General features: G+C 43.9%; 16 protein-coding genes and 2 pseudogenes. All 18 read right to left on the bottom strand.

Annotated elements, in window-relative coordinates; genetic code table 11:
- Positions 1-330, bottom strand: a pseudogene (locus tag J502_RS14595) (hypothetical protein); the annotation flags it as partial.
- Positions 320-745 (bottom strand): hypothetical protein, encoded by a 426-nt coding sequence (locus J502_RS14590; RefSeq protein WP_034680858.1) that lies wholly within the window; start codon positions 743-745, stop codon positions 320-322. The gene J502_RS14590 and the pseudogene J502_RS14595, both read right to left, overlap by 11 nt.
- Positions 745-5,295 carry a tape measure protein gene (locus J502_RS14585; protein WP_052026710.1) on the bottom strand — a complete coding sequence of 1,517 codons (4,551 nt, stop codon included), beginning with the start codon at positions 5,293-5,295 and terminating at the stop codon, positions 745-747. Before J502_RS14585 ends, J502_RS14590 begins: the two co-directional genes overlap by 1 nt.
- A 94-nt stretch (positions 5,296-5,389) precedes the next feature.
- Positions 5,390-5,884: a hypothetical protein gene (locus J502_RS16400; RefSeq protein WP_052017250.1), complete on the bottom strand. Its 495-nt coding sequence runs from the start codon at positions 5,882-5,884 to the stop codon at positions 5,390-5,392.
- A 133-nt stretch (positions 5,885-6,017) separates the two neighbouring features.
- The gene (locus tag J502_RS14570) at positions 6,018-6,599 is read right to left on the bottom strand and encodes a hypothetical protein (RefSeq protein WP_034670949.1); all 582 of its coding nucleotides are present in this window, start codon (positions 6,597-6,599) and stop codon (positions 6,018-6,020) included.
- Between the two features lie 239 nt (positions 6,600-6,838).
- On the bottom strand, positions 6,839-7,594 hold the full coding sequence (locus tag J502_RS14565) for a phage tail tube protein (protein WP_034684821.1): 756 nt from the start codon (positions 7,592-7,594) through the stop codon (positions 6,839-6,841).
- The gene (locus J502_RS17000; protein WP_171072026.1) at positions 7,594-7,770 is read right to left on the bottom strand and encodes a hypothetical protein; all 177 of its coding nucleotides are present in this window, start codon (positions 7,768-7,770) and stop codon (positions 7,594-7,596) included. Before J502_RS17000 ends, J502_RS14565 begins: the two co-directional genes overlap by 1 nt.
- Positions 7,771-7,779: 9 nt before the next feature.
- Positions 7,780-8,202: a phage tail terminator protein gene (locus tag J502_RS14560; protein WP_034680420.1), complete on the bottom strand. Its 423-nt coding sequence runs from the start codon at positions 8,200-8,202 to the stop codon at positions 7,780-7,782.
- A complete protein-coding gene (locus J502_RS14555) occupies positions 8,195-8,677 on the bottom strand; it encodes a phage virion morphogenesis protein (RefSeq protein WP_034684819.1) in 483 nt (160 codons plus the stop codon). Before J502_RS14555 ends, J502_RS14560 begins: the two co-directional genes overlap by 8 nt.
- A 9-nt stretch (positions 8,678-8,686) precedes the next feature.
- Positions 8,687-9,127 carry a gp436 family protein gene (locus J502_RS14550; RefSeq protein ID WP_034673168.1) on the bottom strand — a complete coding sequence of 147 codons (441 nt, stop codon included), beginning with the start codon at positions 9,125-9,127 and terminating at the stop codon, positions 8,687-8,689.
- Positions 9,128-9,135: 8 nt separating this feature from the next.
- Positions 9,136-9,507 (bottom strand): hypothetical protein, encoded by a 372-nt coding sequence (locus tag J502_RS14545; protein WP_034673172.1) that lies wholly within the window; start codon positions 9,505-9,507, stop codon positions 9,136-9,138.
- A gap of 10 nt (positions 9,508-9,517) precedes the next feature.
- Positions 9,518-10,597, bottom strand: a complete 1,080-nt coding sequence (locus tag J502_RS14540) for a major capsid protein (RefSeq protein WP_034684817.1) — start codon at positions 10,595-10,597, stop codon at positions 9,518-9,520.
- A 5-nt stretch (positions 10,598-10,602) separates the two neighbouring features.
- Positions 10,603-10,974: a hypothetical protein gene (locus tag J502_RS14535; RefSeq protein ID WP_034684816.1), complete on the bottom strand. Its 372-nt coding sequence runs from the start codon at positions 10,972-10,974 to the stop codon at positions 10,603-10,605.
- Positions 10,975-10,977: 3 nt separating this feature from the next.
- Complete coding sequence (locus J502_RS14530) at positions 10,978-11,961, bottom strand: hypothetical protein (RefSeq protein ID WP_034684823.1); 984 nt, start codon at positions 11,959-11,961, stop codon at positions 10,978-10,980.
- A gap of 65 nt (positions 11,962-12,026) precedes the next feature.
- A complete protein-coding gene (locus J502_RS14525) occupies positions 12,027-12,236 on the bottom strand; it encodes a hypothetical protein (RefSeq protein ID WP_034684814.1) in 210 nt (69 codons plus the stop codon).
- Between the two features lie 75 nt (positions 12,237-12,311).
- A complete protein-coding gene (locus J502_RS14520) occupies positions 12,312-13,517 on the bottom strand; it encodes a phage head morphogenesis protein (protein ID WP_034684812.1) in 1,206 nt (401 codons plus the stop codon).
- Positions 13,514-14,992, bottom strand: coding sequence for a phage portal protein family protein (locus J502_RS14515; RefSeq protein WP_034684809.1), 1,479 nt, complete (start codon positions 14,990-14,992; stop codon positions 13,514-13,516). The genes J502_RS14520 and J502_RS14515 overlap by 4 nt, the downstream gene beginning before the upstream one ends.
- Positions 14,993-15,006: 14 nt before the next feature.
- Positions 15,007-15,341 (bottom strand): annotated as a pseudogene (locus J502_RS14510) (terminase); the annotation flags it as partial.

Below are 15,341 nucleotides of genomic sequence, written 5' to 3'. Positions count from 1 at the left end.
ATAGTTTTCAATCCGGTTCTGGGCGGACTTGCGCTCATCAATCCACGACTTTGTACTAAACAGCAAAGCTGAGACATTGGGGTCTTTCGGGTTTTCCGAGATAAAGACCGTAGCGCCCATAAGCAAATCTGTATCATTCGTTGTCACGGCGGGGAACAGTTTACGCAGTGACACATCACCCATGGTGCGGTCCAGCTCACTCACATCATTAAACAGGTTATTGCTCTGGCCATCTTCAATCATCTGGCCAGAGTACTTGCCACCACCATCTTCTGTATCGCTCAGGCGCTCGGACTTATAGAGCACCAGATTTTTAGTTTCAATTGCCACTGTAAAGTTCCCCCACTTCAATAAAACGTAAAGTCACGTTGTAATAGTCATCCTCAGATACAGATGGAATTCCCTTCACTGGAGCAGCTTCCAAAGCCCCGGCTTCATGGTTAAAAATCACATGAAATTCACGTCTGTCGTGCTGATACTCAAAAGCCAGAATGAATTGTTCAGATAAAGCAGACCAGTCTTGAACCGTGCGTAAATCACGGCGTTTGATCCAGCCCATCGTGTTATCTGCCGGTTGCAGCACAATTGAACGACCTGCTTTTTTACGGCCCTCCTGGATAATTAGAGAACCATCAATAGCCCGACTCTGTTTCTGCTCGATGGGCTTCCATTCAAATTCATCAGACCATAAAAAACCGTCCTCAAGCGGGACGGTTTCTGATGTAGACACTCGTATTAATTTCATTAGCTACTCTTTTTTATCCTTTCCAGTTCAGTCAGGAAATCATTAAAACTGCCCTGATTAGCCTCATCCACAGGGACATTAATTGTGCGGCCATTAATAGAGATCTGGTTGATGACAGTACGTGAAGGCTCAGCAGTTGGAGTGCTGGTTTTAGGATAGCTCACGTCCGGGGCCAGATTGTTTACATTGACTCTGGAACCAGTACTGCCCGACTTGCCTGCATATTCCTCCAGCTTTTCCAGCTGCTCGGCAATGAACATGTAGTTGCCGGTCTGTTTCTGGTTGTCGTATGCAGAGACACCATAACGCGCAGCATATTCATGAGAAGCTGAACGGTAATAACCACCTGGACCCTGTTGAGCCGTCTCGAATAGCTCTTTAGCCTTTTGCCTGGCATTACCGCTATATCCCATTTCAGTCAGCTGCTGCTCAATCTCATCAACTGAATAACCGTTTTTAGCCATGACTCCAGTTTTAGAGGCTTTAAGCTTGCCCTGCATGGCAGTAAGAGCTTCTGACCAGGCTTCAGTAGAGGATTTGGCCTCCTCACGCATGGCTTGTCCTGCTGATCTAGCACCTCCTCTTATGCCGTCAAACCCATCTTTGACCCTATCCAGTGCATTCTCTAAAGGCTTAATGGCTGAAACGGTTGCTTTACCAGTAGCATCTACCTCTATTTTCATATCCAGCATACTTGCTTGCGATAAAATAGTGCTATCAGCTACCCCTTTATTTGCAGCAATTGCTTTCTCTGCATATTGTTTGAAAGCCTCTTGCTGCTGGGATAAAGTAGCTTGGCCACTATTTCGCATAGTATCAAAGGCTGCTTTATATTCTTCAGCAACTACTTTAAGTTGTGCAGGTGTTTTCATACCAAACAAACCAAAAGCTTCTTCAACAGAATTAATGCCTGCTCGAGCTAGATCAGCCTTTTCTTTGAGATCAACTAATTGCTGTTCAGCTTGTCGAAGTAAGCCATCAGCTACCTTGCTACTCAAAATAATGCGCAAATCATTAATTTTAACTTTTAAATCTTCTAGCTCTCTTTGATTAGTAGCAGTATTGATTGCTTTAGAAATACTTACATCCAAAGCCAGCCCTACATCTACTCCTTTACTTTTTAACTGGTCCAGATTCTGAATTAAAGTATTTACGTCGTTCTTAGCCGAGGTAAAAGCCTTGGTAGATTTACCACCAAGTTCTTCATAACTCAGACCTGTACGACGAATAGCTTCATCCAGAATAGCACCTTGAACCATGGCAGCGCTTTTAATCGCATTAGCATACTGAACATTAAGAGCACTAGCTTCAGCTTGAAGTTTCTGAATGTCGGCACGATATTTTTCTGTTGCAGCCTCCCAGTCCTTCATGGCAGCATTCTGGTTTGCTTTTTTCCATTCATCCAGTTCGGCCTGTCTAGCCTTAACCTTGGCATTAACCTCAGCAAGCTGTTTATCAATGTTGACTGGAATCGCGGCAAGCCTTCCTTGAAATGCTCCTAAATCTTCATCTTTTAATATACCGGTCAGTGATTTCCGAATCTCTTCGCCAGTAGCCTTACCTTGTGTCTGTAATGCTAAGAGCGCAGTAATTCCATTATTTATACTGGTAGTACTATCAAAATTAAAAGATTTAGCTACACCATCTAATGCCTCAGATACGGATTTACCTGAGACAATCTGCTTATCAAACTCTGCAACGGTTGCTTTTGACACTTCATTTAAGCCAAGAGAAGCGTTTTTGAGCATTTCTACTTTAGCAGCGTGTTTTTCCTTGGCCGCAGTACTTGCTTCCTGTTTCTTTCGTGATTCCTCCTCAGCTGCTGCCAGATCGCGTTCCTGCTCGGCCAGCGATTTTGTACCTGTTACTCTCGCTATAGCCCAATCGAAGAAATTTGACCCCTGTCGGAGTAGCCATTCATCAGTTGTCTTAAAACCGTCAACCATCAAATCACTAGCGATTACAACACCGGCTGCTGCAGCACCATATGCTCCAAACCTGGATAAAACAGAAACCAATCCTGCCTTAAGTCCATTTGTGGCAGTAGTAACACGACCAAATACTCCTGCAGCTGCTGTATTTGCGGTTGTACTTGCATTGGTTGCAGCAGCCAGTTCGGTTTTAGCTACTGCCGTAAGATGGGTAGCACGTGTATTGGCTGTATTTGCACCGGTATTTGCAGTCAGTGCTACGGTTTCTGTAGCGATAGCAACTTGTGCAGCCTTCGCTGCATTGGCTTTTTCCAGAAATACTGCTGCCATTCCAATAGCTTTATAAGCGATAAATGCCTGAGCTGCAGCAGTAAGGGTTGTAATAAGTGCATCAAGGTTTTGAGAAACAAATTTTAAGGCTTGGGCTACCTTAGCACTTGCTCCACTCGCTGCATCTGCTTCACCGATATAAATTGTCCAGGCTGTTTTCAGGTTCTCAATAGAAGCGCCAATCGTAGCTGGGAATTTATTAAACTCGGCAGTGATCACTTCACTCTGGCTTAAAATAGCTTTGGTCACTACGGCGGTGGTCAACTGTCCCTGATTAGCCATCTCACGTAATTGGCCAGTAGTCACACCCAATCCGTCGGCCATTGCCTGTGTCAGTCGGGGTGACTGTTCAACCATGGAGTTAAACTCATCACCTCGTAGTACACCTGAACCTAACGCCTGATTAAGCTGGGTAATTGCAGCTTCATTCGCTTCTGCACTACCACCACCCACCTGAATGGCGCGGTTAATAGTTTCAGTCAGTGCTAAAGCCTGCTCTTGCGGCCACTTCATCTCCTGACCAATTTTAGTCAGCCGTGCAAACAGATCACCGGTAGCCACAAGATTAGAATTGGTTTTTATGGCTACATTTGCAACATCATCCATTGCCTGTTTTAAGTTGGCATTATCACCAATCGCAATCTGAATACGGCCAGATAGCGTTTTATACTGATCAGATACCTGTGCAATTTCCATTGCACTTGTACCAATACCCACTGCAGCCAAAACACCGGTTAAAGCATTGAAGCTATTTCTTAGGCCTTCAACCTCACTTGCCGCCCGTTGCCCGAAAGTTTCTGTATCCTTAAGCTCATGGTTTGTCTTTTCCAGAGACTGATCCAGATGATCCACCACCGGTACTGCTTGCTGGGTCGCACTCTTAAACTCATTCATTGAGTTTTCAGTCAGGTCCAGAGCCTGCTCCAAGCGTTCAACTTTTTGTTTAGCCTGATTCAGTTCTTCAAGAGAAATATCATGGCTGGCACTTGATAGGGCCTGCCAAGCTAATTTAGCCTCGTTCAGTTCTCTTTCTAAAGCATTAATCGCGTTAGAGCCTAATTCACCAATACGCTGAACTTCACGCGTAGATACTGTTGCACCGCTTCCCATTGACTCGATAGCACGAGTTACAGTCTGCGCTTCACCTATTACACCTGATAGATCTACTGCACTGAACTGCTGTAACTGGTTAATGGTCGATTGGGTGGCATTGTCCACGCCACGCATGGCATTTACAGCAACGTCCTGATAGTAATTAAATGCACTGGATGTTTCTTTAATAGCATCTTCAATACTTAGAACACGATCTTTTGCAATCTCGATATCTTTTAAAGTGCCGTCAGTATTTTGTAGTCGGACTAATTCAGCCTGAGCAGCTTTTAGGGCTGAGTTAAGCTCATTAAGGCCTTGCTCACCAATGCTCGACATTGAGCGTAGTTCACCTGCACTGATAACTGACTTGTCACCAAGAGCTTCAATTTCTTTAGCAGCAGAAAAGAATTTTTCACTTAAACTTTGAGCCTTCTGGATAAGTTCAGATGGCACAACATCTGTGATTGCTTCTTCTGTTACCTCTGCCTGAGTAGCAACAGAACTCAATGCACCATTAGCTACACCCTGAAATCCATCAAATGCTGTTTTGACCTGCTTTACGCCTGTTTCAAGGTTCTTGACTTCTGCCTTGGCTCGCTCAATATCCTCAGGTGTAGCATTCGTTGCAGCTAAATAGTTCAAATGTAGCTTTGCTTGCTGCAAATCATTTTGTAGGCCGGTAAGCGCTTGCTGGCCATAATCGCCAAGTTGCTTAAGGTTATCTGCACTTATGTTTGCGTCACTACCCATTTCCCCTAAAGCTTGGGTGGCACTATGCAATCCTGTAACTAGCTGAGAAACTTTTTGTGTAGATTCAGAAGGAATGATCTCTTCAGGAATAGCTGTGTTTAAAATGATTCCGGCTTGTTTGGCTTCATTCGCTACGGCGCTCAAATCATTTTCAAGACCGTCTACTTTAGCTGCAGCCCGACTTGCCTGATTGCCTAACTCACCAGCAGCCTGAGAGACTTCACTCAACTTTCCTTTGGCTTGATCAGCTTTCTTCTGCAAATCATCAGGAACTATTTTTCCAACTTCCTGAGCAGCTTGTTCAGATGCAGCCTTCAGTTTTTCAGATTCTTGTTTTATTGCGGCGTAAAGGGCCTTGGTAACACTCTCTGAATCCTTAATATTTGATACATAGTTTTTAGTATCAGCTTCCATCACAAGTTTAAAGGTTAATTCTTTACCGGCCATGTTCTTACTCGCAATAAAAAACCCACCGAATGGTGGGTTAGATGAAGATATTAAAAGCTCTAAAAAATGAACCGACTTAATTAGAGATTAAATTTTATTCACACTTTATTTTCCATAAAGCATCCATTAACACTGAGGAAGTACCTGATGGTGTATCACTCTCAATTCTTACTAGTCCATCTTCAGGCATATATATGTATCGGCTGAATCCAACATATCCTCCCATTCGATTTTTAGAATTAACTTCTCCGCAATACCCTTTCTGATTCCTAAATTTTGCAGAATCAGGATCAAGCAAGCTATCTTTTACTTTAGAGGCTGCAAGCTCTATCTGAGCTTTTTGTTTGTCTTGCTGAGCCTTCTGACTTGCTTCATTTTCTTTAATTCTCTGTAACTCATGACGAGCTTTTAATTCTGCAGCATCTTTTTTAGCTTGAATAGCCGCAGCTTCTTCAAGTCTGATTTTCTGTTCATGAGCTACTTTTGCTTGTTCAAGTCTTTCTGCATCAGCCTTATTACTTTGATGCATAAAATAAAAAAGACCACCTACCACCAGAATAACTGCAATAAGTACATATTTTAGATTCACAGAGTAATGCTCCTAAATCCCCCAACTACAACAGATAAAAAAGTCTGTTTCATTTTCTTACCTTATTTTGAGATATTTTTGAGCATCTTAACCGACTGGTCTAAATTATCGCAATGTGAAAAAGCTTCTTTGCTCACGATGAGTCTTTTAAATCTTCTAAGAATTTTTTCAAGTCTTTCGCAGAAGCATGCTGAGCGGATCTCACTACACTGGTCAGTGCTGCAAGCTTATTCCGGTAATCCTTTTGGACTGATTTTAAATACTCACTGTAAGCACCATAAGTCATATTCATGATTTCGGTATGAGTATGGCCAGCACTGATCAGCAACTGGAATGAGTCAAACCAGGTTGAATCATTGTCTTTTGCTACCTGCTTTTTATTACGGCGTTTAGGCTGGTCTTCTTTAAAATAAGCACCGTTGACCTGCAGTACTGCTGATAAAACTTCTTTAAATTGCTGTTCCGAAGCATTGGCCAAATCAATCAGGCTAGCTGCTGGAAGCTTAGTGGCCAGACTGCATATACCCAGCACTTCAATTGAATGAGTCTTAAAAAGCTCGGTTAAAATTTCATCTGAATAATCTTTTTCCTTTAAGAAGCCTTTTACCTTTTCGGCATGTACCGCCCATTGGTCAAAATCTTTTATCTGGATCTGGTGAACTTCAACATCATTCACTGTCATAGAGCGATTAGCTGCTAGAAAAAAATCATTCATGATGGAATCTCATTACTTTTGATAGTTTGAACACTTATATTGAGTGCCGTGATAAATAAAGAACTTGGTGTCACCATCACAATTCATCTTTTTAAAGTTAAAAAAACTAAGTACAGATATGATCATCACAATGATCAGTAAAAAGAAAAATATCGCAGTAGTTTTATTCATGATTAAGCACCATAAAACACAGGCACAAAAAAAGACGCTAATGCGCCCCTGTGCCTGTATTTGGTTGATTAAGTTGCTGCAGGAATTGTCACGATGTGGCCATATAAACCCAATTTTGGATCTATGCCACGTTCTGTATCAGATAAAGCCTGACCCGAAATTTCATACTGACCCAGCTCTTCATGAATCAGAGGGAAAGTGGTTTCCGGTGATTTTTTGGTTCGCCATAAACGAACGGCCATGTGTTTACCAGTTGCCGTATTGATACCCTTAAAGAATAGTTCGTACTCTTCATCAAAATCATCTGCAAGTGAAGTATGAGTTACCGCACCTGTTTTGTAGCTGGCCAGAATCGGCATGGTCAGATCAGCCACATCATGAAAAATCACAGTACCAAATACTTCATCCACTTTATATTTTGATGGATCAACTGTCTTGGCAGCACCACTAGTCGAGTCCTTAAATGAAACTTCTTTCAGGTTATAACCTTCCAGCTGTATTTCTTCACCCGCAACCACTGTTCCAAGGGAATCATCAGTCACCGTATTTGTAGCGACTTCAGTGTTAGTACCTGAAACGATATATTCCAGATTCTCTTTATTTACTTCTTCCAGTGTTCCATTGAAACTTACCGCTGTGGTATTCACCATAGTGAAGTCAGTTGTACGTTTACCTGATGTTGATTCTTGATGCTCGATCACATCAGCATCGATCTCTAGCTCAAAATCGGGCACATTGCCAATATGACGCATCGCACCAGCAATGCCATTCGACAGCTTGGATAAGTAGAACTTACCCTGCAGAGAAATATATTCCTTAGCCATTACTTTTCATCCCCTGTGGTTTTCTTGGCTGAAGCAGCTGGCTTTGGTTCAGGGACTTCCTGAATCACGCCGTCTGCCAGTAATTTTTTGATTTGAGCATCATCCAGTCCACCGACGAACTCACCCTTTTTAAACCGGCCTACAGGTTGTAGTGCCGTATATTGTTTTGCTGCCATGACTGGCTCCTAGATAAATCGTTCTGATTCAAATACTGCTGTGAGATATGCAAAACCTGTACTGAAGGCTTCTTTCACATCAACCAGCATCAATTCTCCACGTGCCGAGGCTGGCTTCCAGCCTGAGAGCAACTGAATAACATCTTCAAGAAGATTACCCGCCTGATCTGTTACCGCTGAACCATCTATAGACTGTGAACGGGCATTCTTACAGGCCACGGTGACCGCCCACTGCTGGCTGATCATGTTCATTTTCCCCTTGCCCGCACTATCCTTAGGGCGAATCCGCACGAAGTTGACGTGAGCTGATGGGGTTACCTGAGACATTTCAGTCACCAGTACAGAGTTCAACGGCGTATAGATCTGCTTGAAATCCGGAATCTCCTTGAGCTTCTCGGCAATTTCTCCACGTACTGCAAAAAAGTCAGACACCTATATGCCTCCCGATAATATTAAGGATCTCTTCATCATCATCCTGATTGATGCCCAGAAAGGTACGAGAAGGGATATTGACCTGTTTCACTTTCCTGAACTGGCCACCCACCGCAAAGATTAAGTACTCCGCCGTTTTAGGCAGAATGGTTGCACCAAAATGAAAGACATGGGCATACATTTTGTTTGAACCCCACTCAACACCATCAGGGCGCAGGTTATAGTGCAATTCATTCATTAATTCACCCGTATCACGGCCTGTTTGACCATTTTGCATCCGGGCTCGCCATGACTGTTTCCATGGATTACCATCTACATCATGCTGACCGATAAACCGGTCTTGAGTGGAATAAACTCCATAGCCACCAATCTCGACAAACATATCCTCCTTTCTGCTGTCGAAATCGGCCATATGCTGCAGTACTGCCATTATGGCAGATTCATTGTCAGGACGAATTGTTATAGCAAAAGCCATACCTCCTCCTTATTTAAATGAAGGCATCTTGTCTAGCGTTTCATCACCAAACACGCCTCCTACATAACTGGTTCCGATGGGCATTGTGGTAGGCCGGCCCTTAGGCTGATCATCTACAATTTCATTGGTTGCGGTCTGGATCTGTAGATGTGCTTTTTCATCTTGTACCCGTTCAAGAAATTTAATCGCATCCTTATAACGGTTACGTACTTCTTCAGTGGGCTGCTGGTAATAAAGCCGGTAACGGGCAATATCACAGGCCATGCGGTTCAGATTGCTGGGCACATTGGGAAGAGGCAGAGGATAACGGCCACCGATATAGCCGTTAATCTCTTCTGCCGCATCCTGAAGCGCTTCATTGATAGAAGCTGCTGCATCTGCATGCATCAGCTTTAACTCTTCAATGTCATTAGCAAACCGCTTCACCATGTCTGCTTCTGTTGCGTACATAGATCACCTTACTTGGCTGCTTCCGCACCCTGTTCAGCTGGCTTGTCACTGGTCTTAGACTTAGATGCTGGCTTGGCCTTTTCAAGCTCAGCCACTTTTGCCTTAAGTTCAGCAATTTCCTGCTCAGCCTTGGCTTTATCAGCAGCAGCGGTCTGATTGGCTTCAGTTAAAGTAGTATTTGCTGCTGTCAGCTCTGTATTAGCCTTTTCAAGCTCAGCCAGACGTGCTGCGGTACTATCTGCTTTAGGCTCTTCCGGCTCCTGATATTCTTCAATAGCCCCAGATGCTAAAAGGGCCTGAATACGTTTTGCTTCAAGCCCTTTGATTTCATCACCTGGCATAAAATGCCCGATGGATTGTTTTGCTGTGTACTTCGGCATTTAAGCCTCCTTATAGAGTAATGAAGCCGGTCCCACCAACTACGCCGTTCTTATTCGATGGAATGACCAGTGGAGCAGATTCGGTCATCAGCATAATGCCGCTTGGATCTTCACAGTACCATTGACGGTCAAAGTACTGCTGAGCCACACCATTGGCCAGCATATTTTTAATCTTACAATGGGCCACCGAGCCATTAGTATCCGAGATCAGACTGAAATAGTCTTTCTCAATGAAACGGTTCACCTTACCCTTATGACGGTAGGTTGCATCGTAAACCCAGAATTCAATTCCATCAAAAGTGCCTTTCAATGTAGCAGTCTCACTTACGCCAAAGCTTGGTGTAACTGGTACAGAGATTCCAGCATAAGGCTTGATGAATTCATCCTTGAATTCTGAATTATTCCATAGAGCTGCCCAAACCGAACCCGACATGATAGCAAGCTTAGCTTCACCACCATCAGCGGCCAGTTGACGCTCTAGCATACGTTTAATGTCATCAACAGGCTTTGCTCCAGCTTCATTCCAAGGTATTGCAGGAGTGAAAAGCAGAGATGCATCACGACGGTAATCCACCAGGTTGTACTCATAATCATCTGAATGCAGCAGGTATTGACCATTTTTTAGAAGATTAATGGCCATCATCAGCACCGAGTTATCAATCGCATCATGGTTGCGTTTCATAACAGCGATTTGAGCAATTACCATTTTCTCCTGGTCAGAGAGCTGCTGGTTACCGGTAGAGATAATGCCAGCTGTACGCAGACGCTCCAGCAAAGCAAGCTCAAAGGTTTCTGCAGGTGTTACCTGATTTTTAGGTTTGTAGTAAGCCGGTTTCACATGGCGTACTTCACCGGATTGATCAGTATCAAAAGGTTTACCAGGTTGCTGTGGCGATACCAGTGGTGCCAAGTCGTGTTCAGCTGTTACTTCAGCTAGTGGTACGTAATCCCGAGCGAATATCGGGCGGTTTGGAAACAGGCGGTCCAGCAGCCATGTATCCATCGGACGGAAGTTGTTATGAATGAGAGCAAGCTCACCCACATCAAGAAGTTCAAGCGGAGTACCGTCAATATTAAAAGACTGTGGCATGTTTATTACACCTTAGAAAGTTCGATTTTGTTTTTGGTTGCTTTGGCGCGGGCAGCATCATATTTCGCCTTGTCCAGCAACGCCCCATTTAAAGACACGGCCTCAACGTTAAATACACCGCCGTAATACACCGGAATTTCAATCCCGTCAGCCGCTTTAATGGTTGCTTCGGCTGCGGTAACGTTCTGGCCACAGATCACATCCCAGGATGATTCATCTGCAGCATGAGTCAGTACATTGTCATCTGATAGCACCAGTAGATCGCCGTACTTATATGCAGTGGCCGTGGTGACCTTGGCATTGGCACGGCGCAGCTTTTCATTGTCTAGCACCAACCGTTGGGAGGTGATGGTTAGCTTTGGAATAGCAATGCTCATGAATTATTTCCCCTTATTTTGTTCAGCGAAGGCTTTTGCACCTGCTGTGAATTGATGCTCCTGATTACCGCCCGATCCGCCTTGTCCTTGCCCACCCTGGCCACCAGTAGCCTGATGATTAAACAGGTAGTTCAGTGCAGGATTTACAGCTGGTGTTTGTGGCTGTTGGCCAGCTGGTGGGGTTTGATTACCTGTCGAGAACTGTTTTAGTGTGCTGGCCATCAGCTCAAATGCATCGTCTGGCATGGCAGCGAACTTAGACTTCTCTTCGGTACTAAATTCTTTGCCTAGGTCTTTTGCCAAAGCATCGATTTCGGCATTACGTTTATCAGCAGCAAACTTTTTAATCTGTTCCTGCAAACCTGTAATGGTCTGCTCCTGCTCCTTGAGTTTTGTTTTTGCTTGTTCTAGGTCCACGTCTGTGTCCTCTGGTTGGTTAAAGTTTTTGGGTGAGTGACTAGCTGCCACGGCGTTGGTATTGTCATCTGCACCTAAAGCACAAAATGACACTTCACGGATACGACCACCCCGAAAGATGGCAACAGGTGCCTGGAATGTCCTGCCATTCACAATGACTGAACCTTCTTTAACCTCTTCCACTGTGGTGGGATAAATCCGTACTGACATTTGCCATGGAAAGTCATCATCAGAGTCCTGGGCGACTTGAGTTCCGAATTCATTTGAAAGTAGATTGCCCTCAATTTTGAGGCCTTCCGTATGGCTCACAGAATATGAGTTGATTGCTCCAGCTCTTTGACTGGTTCGATGCTCTAGCAAAGCGGGGATACGGCCTTTGATCTGAATCGAATCAAGGTCAAACACCACCTTGTCCCAATACCAGTGGTCAGTAATTGCTTCACCACTATAGGCAATACCCGAAAAGGTGCGCTTCTTTTTCCCTTCCTCTGGCTTGTCTACACTGACTTGGCCAAGCTGAAAGCAAAACTGATCTTGCTCCTGCTTAGCTTTTTCATTTGGATCTGGCATTTTTTCATGCTCCATAAAAAAAGCACCCCTATGGGTGCTATTTGTTACTCTCAATAGTTAGTTAACTATCCAATATCAACATAACATTCGAAAAGATCTTTATTTTCAACTCCAAAAGTTAGAGGTGATTTTTCTGAGTGAGGTTGATAATTTATGTCAACAAGATCAACTCGATGCCCTGTTCGGGATTTAAACTCATGACACTTCTGCTCTAAGATTTCATGTAATTCTCTTTTAAAAGCATTCTCTTCATGTTTAAGCATTAACTTATCCATAGGGTAGCTTCCTTGTAGTTTTACTTATTATATCACTGCAATACATAAACGCTCCAAAGCCACCTAAAAGCTGATTTAATTTTCTAAAATTTTCAAAGAGTAAACTATTTGTCTATTCACTATTCCCCTTGAAACCACCTGAAAAGATATGCCTAAGGGGAACAGTACGCCTTGCCCTGCATTTAGCTTTTCCAGATCAATACCTAACCCTTTAGCATTCTCTATCTGAATCACAATATTTGAGCCAGAACCTGCTAACAGTAACGGCGCATCCAGAGTAATGACCTTACCTACCTCCAATGATGCAGCGTAGGTTAGTGAAGCTGATCCGGCCACTGTAGTTGCACTATTTGATGCTACTGCCTGTAGCCTGCTTAAATCCTCCTTCAACCAGCGTTTAAGTACTTCCTCAGCCAGAGTGATAGGTGGTTGCTTTAGCTGCGCCGTAAGAGCTGAATCATTACCCTGTACATAGTCCAAAAAAGTACGAATCGCACTTGGCCGGATATCTGGATCAAGTGGAATCACTGTATTGGCCACCACATCAAATAAGTCCCGAGTTTTATCATCCATCGGAGCAAATAAGCTGGCCAGCTTTTTACTTGCCATCCATTCAGCCTTGATGACCTCTTTCTGCTCCAGCAAAAATGCTTTATCCAGGTCAGAATCAAGGATCTTCTGATCTACCAGACCAGATAGATCGCCATAGGTCATTGGACTGGTACTCCATCCCATTTCCTCAGCCACTTCCGGTAGCTGATCATCTGGGGTAATACCATATTTTTCTGCCTGCTTTTCAGTTAAGGCAATCACTGTACAGCGACACATAAAGGACCACGGCGGGTAATACATGAGCCAGAATGGATCATCGATATGACGAATAATCCGATTTAATGCCAGGTGACTTGGACGGACCCGGCTATCATCGATAGCTGAATACATCAGGTATGGTCGTTTGTCTCTATTGCGTTGCTGCTGTTGCCAGCGTCCATGACTATACGCCGTCTGAATATTGGTCCTAAAAACATTCTTGAGATAAGGCTCACTTAGCTTGATCTCATTTTCAGCGACCACTTTCTTAAAGTCCTCAAATGTCGAGCCATCTGCAATAGCTTTGTTTACGGCGGCTATCACAGTCTGGATCTGTTCTATGCTCGATAAAAAACTGACCGTGGTGGCCAGTTGTCGTGTCTTGAGATCCAGAGAGTAAAACTCATCAGGCAATACGATTTTACGAGACCGGGCAAACTGTAAGGCCTCTAAGAATGTGACTGGCTTCATTTCCCCTCACTTGCTGTCATATACCCCAGCACATCACCTGCATATAAAGCCCGTTCCAGATTCGCCGTGAACTGAGACTGACTGGCATCAGGCATGATCTGCATCAGATGAAAGGCCAGTTCTTCTGGTGTTTCACTCTTCTGCAGAAGCTCGTTTACTTGGGCATTGCTTAAGAGTTCAATATTGCGCTGTGCATCAGTCAGCTCTTCTACTTCCTGCTGTTCAGGTGATAGCTTTCTGGTAGTTGCTGCAAAGCTAAAGGCTTTATGGGGTAGTGCATTGAATTGCTGTATTGGAGTGATATCTGAAGCTACTCCAACTTTGAAATGCTCAGGCTTGATACCGTAGGTTTCAATGATGTACTTGTCATTAAACTGCACACCCAGATCCTTAAGCTTCAAGTCCCGCTCGACCACTTTGACATTAAGGTCCTGTTCACCACCTAGAATGATCGTATGCTTATCAAATCCATTGAGGATACAAAGAGCATCAATCAGTTCTTGGACTGTCGGTGAAATCATGCGTAAGTCAGAATTACGTTTATCCATCCGGACTTCATTGTGCACCACTCCAAGCGCCTTACTGCCACCTCCGTCATTCTCAGATGTCATTGTTTGACCAAGAACAACTTTCTGGACACGGCGGACCATGACCTTATCAAAAGCTTCAAATGCAGAAGCACCTGCACCAGAGAAGTTAGTTCCCACTGTAGTTACTTCATCTTCTGCAGGAATTGATAATATCGATTGTGCATGAGCATTCAGTAAAGCAGAGGTCATCGCATCAATATCTTGCTGCTTACGATTTTGACCTCCCACCTTACCGATTAATAACGGCGAACCAAATCGTTCCAGGAACTTCACCCAAAATTTAGTGGAGCTAGTTTTGAAGTACCAGATCCAATATAGCTTGGTGAGTAATGCTTCCCCATAAGGCTGTTTATAAGATGGTTTACGCCGTGTCAGAAAGAACTTGAGCGGATAAGTTTTAAATACATTTACTTCAGCACTGGACTGTGGCTTACGGAAGATCAGTTCACCATTATTTTTAGGCTCAAACCATTCCAGAGGCTTGACCATAATCTCGGCAAGAGTAAACCGGTTATTCTCATCAATCTTGTAGTTAGCTTCCAAGACTGAGTAACCGTAGGGACACGCTTCCCATGCACCCGATACAATTTCAAAATGCCATTTGGTGAAAAGCTCTTTTAAGAAACGAGTTTGTTCACCATGATCTTCTACGAACCGCCATGGCGCATTTAAAACTGCATCAAGCCGGGTTTCCATTGCCTGTGATATTTCATCATCCGTCATTAAGACCGAAAGACGTTGCCGAGAAAGTCCAGCTTGACGCAATACTTCATCAACATCAGCGGCACGGCCCATAGCAAAAGCAAGATTCTCTACCGCCACACTAGTCATTAAGCCTGCTGATTTTGGCTTTGTCTCTTTCTGTTTGTTTTTGGATTTTGCCATATTAAAAACCTTGTTTAGAATCTGCGTGTACCACCTCCACCTGGTATTAATCGGGCAGGCGGCCTTATGTCACTAAAGCAAATCATGACACTGTCAGCGCGGTTCGGAGATAGTGCACCATCGGGTTGTTTATTCACTAAAATCTTGCCAGCACCATTCTTGCTATAGGTAGGCTGTGACAGTTCTCGTTTAAGTTGTTCAAGCTCTTGCTTGTTTATGTCTTTGGTTGACAGTGAAATAAGACTATCGGGGTCATACTGCATTCCCTGCAAGGCTCGATAAGTATTCTGAAACCTAAGACGCAATGACCACCACATCTGGGCTTTAAGATTGGCAAAGAAGTCTACAA

Source organism: Acinetobacter sp. 1294596, assembly GCF_000582925.1.
GTDB classification, from domain to species: domain Bacteria; phylum Pseudomonadota; class Gammaproteobacteria; order Pseudomonadales; family Moraxellaceae; genus Acinetobacter; species Acinetobacter radioresistens.
This window is presented reverse-complemented; position numbering and strand designations above follow the sequence as displayed.